3 protein-coding genes are annotated in these 4,428 nt (G+C 37.8%); all 3 read right to left on the bottom strand.

Features of this window, described 5'->3' with window-relative positions; all coding sequences use genetic code 11:
* Nucleotides 1-243: 243 nt before the first annotated feature.
* Nucleotides 244-399 carry a hypothetical protein gene (locus tag ASJ81_RS09125; RefSeq protein WP_170943157.1) on the bottom strand — a complete coding sequence of 52 codons (156 nt, stop codon included), beginning with the start codon at nucleotides 397-399 and terminating at the stop codon, nucleotides 244-246.
* Nucleotides 396-2,174 (bottom strand): PKD domain-containing protein, encoded by a 1,779-nt coding sequence (locus ASJ81_RS09130; RefSeq protein ID WP_095644202.1) that lies wholly within the window; start codon nucleotides 2,172-2,174, stop codon nucleotides 396-398. The genes ASJ81_RS09125 and ASJ81_RS09130 overlap by 4 nt, the downstream gene beginning before the upstream one ends.
* A 599-nt stretch (nucleotides 2,175-2,773) precedes the next feature.
* Entirely contained in the window at nucleotides 2,774-3,742 is a 969-nt protein-coding gene (locus ASJ81_RS09135; RefSeq protein ID WP_095644203.1) for a right-handed parallel beta-helix repeat-containing protein, read from the bottom strand.
* Between the last annotated feature and the right edge of the window lie 686 nt (nucleotides 3,743-4,428).

Genomic DNA, 4,428 nt, shown 5'->3' on the forward strand with positions numbered 1-4,428 from the left:
TTAGATCTTGGGAGCCAGTTATTGAAAAATTGAGAGTATGAGGATGGCTTTCAATCATTGTAAAATAAGGTCAAAGGGCGTGTTTATCATAGAGCTTATCCCAAAACATTATCTAATCTACTATTACCGCCAATATTATAACTCCTATTCTGGCATTATATTGGTTTTGGGATAGGCTCATATATTATCAATGATACCATCACTGCCCTTTCTCGTTGATCTTTTTCTTTTTCCAATTCAGTTTTATTTACTTTCGGAGTATATTCCCGGTTTTGTGTTTGTTGTCACCTTTATGAAGTTTGTCTTCGTTACAGTACTGCTGCCTTCCACATTACTTACTGTAAATCTAATCTTATAGAACCCCAGGAGGTTTACAACCGTTTTCAAAATTGCAGTCACTTTGCCACTTTTATATAATTCCATTTTGTTTTTGTACTACTTCCTGCTGCATTTGTTGCTGTAAGTTTAACCGTGTAGGTTCTCGCTGCTGAATATGTGTGTGTAGGACTCTTTTCTGTTGAAGATTTTCCATCTCCGAAATCCCATTTCCATGAAGTTGGCGATCCTTTGCTAGTCTCCGTAAATGTTACCTTTAGTGGCGCTTTTCCTGAAAGTGGCCAGCCCCAGAAATCTGCAACGGGAGCTTGCGAAGTTCCTGTTACGGTTATATAATTTGATTTTGTTGCTGTGTTGATGCCTGCCGCATTGGTTACTTTGAGGGTTACTGTGTATTTTCCGGCTTTGGAATACTTATGCGTTGGATTCTGCTTGGTTGAACTTGTTCCGTCTCCGAAATCCCATTTCCATTTAGTTGGTGTTCCTGTGCTTGCATCGATAAATTTAACACTTAATGGAACTTTTCCTGTGGTTGGAGATGCAGAAAATGCAGCAACTGGTTTTGCTGCCACGGTTATATAATTTGATTTTGTTACTGTGTTGCTGCCTTTGGCATTTGTTACTGTAAGTTTAACAGTATAAACTCCTGCTTTGGAATACTTATGCGTTATATTCTGTTTGGTTGAAGTTGTTCCGTCTCCAAAATCCCATTTCCATTTCTTTGGTGTTCCTGTACTTGTGTCAGTAAATTTAACGTTTAATGGCGCTTTTCCTGAGGTTGGAGATGCCGAAAAGTCAGCAACAGGGAGGTTTGGTTCTGGTTCTTTGCTTGAAATAGTGCTCATGTAAATATCGGACTTTCCATTATGATTATCTGTATATACTACTCTGTTACCATAGATAGCAGGATCACTTTCACTTCCACGGCTGGTTATTTTAAATTTCTGATTAGTGGAAAGATCGCACATATAGATACCATGATACTCTCCTCCATCATCTTCCCCACCAACATCCTTCCACAATATCCTGTTACCATAGATAGCAGGAGACACCTGGTTATCTGGACTGCTGGTTATCTGCGTTTCCTTTTTAGTAGAAAGGTCATACATATAGATATCATAATTTCCTTTGCGGTCGTCGGCGTATACTATTCTGTTACCGTAAATAGCAGGGTTTTCTGCTGATCCACTGGTGGTTATCTGAGTTTCCTTCTTAGTGGAGAGATCGTACATGTAAATATCATATTTATAATCTCCATCTCGGTCATCCAGCCAAACTATTTTATTACCATAAATAGCAGGATTGTATGCTCTTCCATTGATGGTGATTTGAGTTTCCTTGGAAGTGGAAAGGTCATACATGTAGATCTGCCAGTATTCATCGTAACCATGTGTCCACACAATCTTGCCGCCGTAGACTGCAGGGTTCCCCGTATCTTCATATTCAAATTCATAATTAGAGATTTGAGTTTCCTTTTTAGTGGAGAGATCATACATGTAGATATCCCAGCTTCCATTGCGATCATCTGTCCACACAATCCTGTCTCCATAGATTGCAGGATCCCATTGACCTGATGTATTGGTGGTTATCTGAGTTGCCTTCTTAGTGGAAAGATCATACATGTAGATATCACGATTTCCATTGCTGTCATCCTGCCACACTATCCCATCATCATAGACATCAGGGTTGTCTGCTAATCCACTGGTGGTGATTTGAGTTTCAGTGATCTTTGGCGAACCGCTTTCCGCTGTAGCTGCTGATGCTGCGGAAGAAAATAAAAATAAAATTAAGGATATTAAAAATAAGATTTTTTTATAAATAGTCTCTCTTTTCTTCATTAAACTCACCTATAAGATTCAGTTAGAAAAATTTAATTCAATTACTTAAATTCTAAAAACTATAATTAAATTTTTTCATTTTTTACTATATATTTATAAAAGTGAGTATTATTTGTATACTTATAAAAAAATTTAATGTCATATACCCATGTATATTAAATATATAGAAAGATGTGATGTTAAAAAATAGAAAAAGAGAAAACATAATACCTACATTCCGCAGATGTACACAGATGTAGAATTTATTTGCCGATTTGCCATATTATCTCATCAAATCCGATTTTAAGTTTTTAGCTTATTGCCGTATTGAGATAATAAGTGGCATTTTTGTGTACATCTGCGGAAAGTGGGATAATAAAAAGAACAGAAATAAAAAACATTAAAAATCAATAAAGAGGGAACAGTTTCCCGTCCACATTCTTCCCGGCAATTATTTGTGGGCAAAGTACGCTACAACTTCGTCTTTTTCTACCGCTTCGATCCTGCAAAATCCAAAGCTTTCAAACCGTAACGATCATGTTCTGTACACGTATGTGCAGAACATGTTATGTTGAATACGTGCCATCTGTTGAATAATGTGTTCCATCGTGTTTGTTGAATCAATTGTCAATAGAGCCGTATCCATACCCTTTTGCTACCCAATTCTCAACACTGTGATCAGATGGTTCTAATATGTTTGAGCCTGACCCTATCATAACGTAAGGCGACACAGCCCACATAACATTATCATTAACGTTAATTGACCCGTTTGCATTAAAATTTCCAATGCCTGCACTACTGCTTGATCCTTTGAAATCGTGCATGATATTATGATGGACATTCGCGTTCGTCAGTGAATTTACCATCTCAACGCAGCACCAGCCAGACTCGGCACTACCTGAAAAGGTATTGTGATCCACTTCAATGTTTGTGCAATCGTTTATCCTGACACCTGTATTGGTTTGAACCTCAACATCACAGTTATACATTCTGGAATCCTTAGTACCTGATAAGAATCCTACACCGTCGTGCCCTGCCGAATACATTCTGCAGTTATATACTTCTATTCCAGAGCTTTTAGTGATTCTGACACCATCGCTATACAAATAGCGGGTGAATAAAATATCATGTACTTTACTATCCTTCGAAGACCTGAACTGTATGCAGTTTCGATAGCCTCCGTGACCTCCATCACCAGATCCAGTTGCTGTACTTTTGAACTGAAGGTCACATACTTCAACGTTAGAAACACCTGATCCGAATACATATGCAGGTGATTCCACTGAGTGACAAACTGAGTCGTTAGCAAAGATTATTGTATCGTTGCCTGCACCTTTCAGCACTACATTAGATTTCAAAACTATAGGTGCACTTATCTGATAAGTGCCAGCACCAAGGAGAACGTACCCAGATTTATTTGATGTCGCTCCTAATGCTACGGAATTTATTGCATTATTAATTTCATTCTGGGCATCTGATCCAGATGTCGGATTTACGGTTATTGTGTTCTGTGCGCCTAAAGCAGCGGGCACAGTTGTTAAAATAAGACATGTTGCCAGGAATAGGGTTCCTATCTGTCTTTTTAGCATCGTATCACCTTTGGGTTGAGTTTGGAATTTGAGTGGACTCAAAAACCATAGGGTTAGAGTCTATTATTTCCCAAAGAACATACGGCCGTTAAACTAAGACATATTACCAGGAATAGGGTATCCTGCTTTATTTTTAGCATCGTATCACCTTTGGGTTGGATTTGGAATTTGGGCAAACTCAAAAACTATAGAATAGTTGATATTTCTCCAACAGTTGACACGATTGTTAAAATAAGACATGATGTCAGGAATAGGGTTCCTACCTGTCTTTTTAGCATCGTATCGCCTCTGGATTGGATTTATAATTTGAGTAAACTCAAGAACTCCAGGATAATCGTATACTCTTTCCCAGATATTTCTCAAAATTCCATATTACGTACTCGTAATGATTTTCCAAACTATCTAATTAAACCGAGTCTGTGTCAAATATATAATAATGTCAAATCAATATGGGTTTTAAGATTCCTATTATGTCTGTGAAATATTTATGAATCTGTCCAGTTTGGTTCTCTGCGATTTATGTGGGGCGGACATGTTGCACACAGAGTCTCACACTCCAATCACATTATAGGGATCAGTCATTGGATGTGGGGCCGGATATTTGAAGTTTTGGCTTCTATTACTCAAAACTTGTTACTGACCACCATAGGATGTTATTCCTTCTGGTCAATAATTACTTTTTTTTA

The sequence above is a fragment of the Methanosarcina spelaei genome, assembly GCF_002287235.1.
In the GTDB taxonomy this organism is placed as follows: domain Archaea; phylum Halobacteriota; class Methanosarcinia; order Methanosarcinales; family Methanosarcinaceae; genus Methanosarcina; species Methanosarcina spelaei.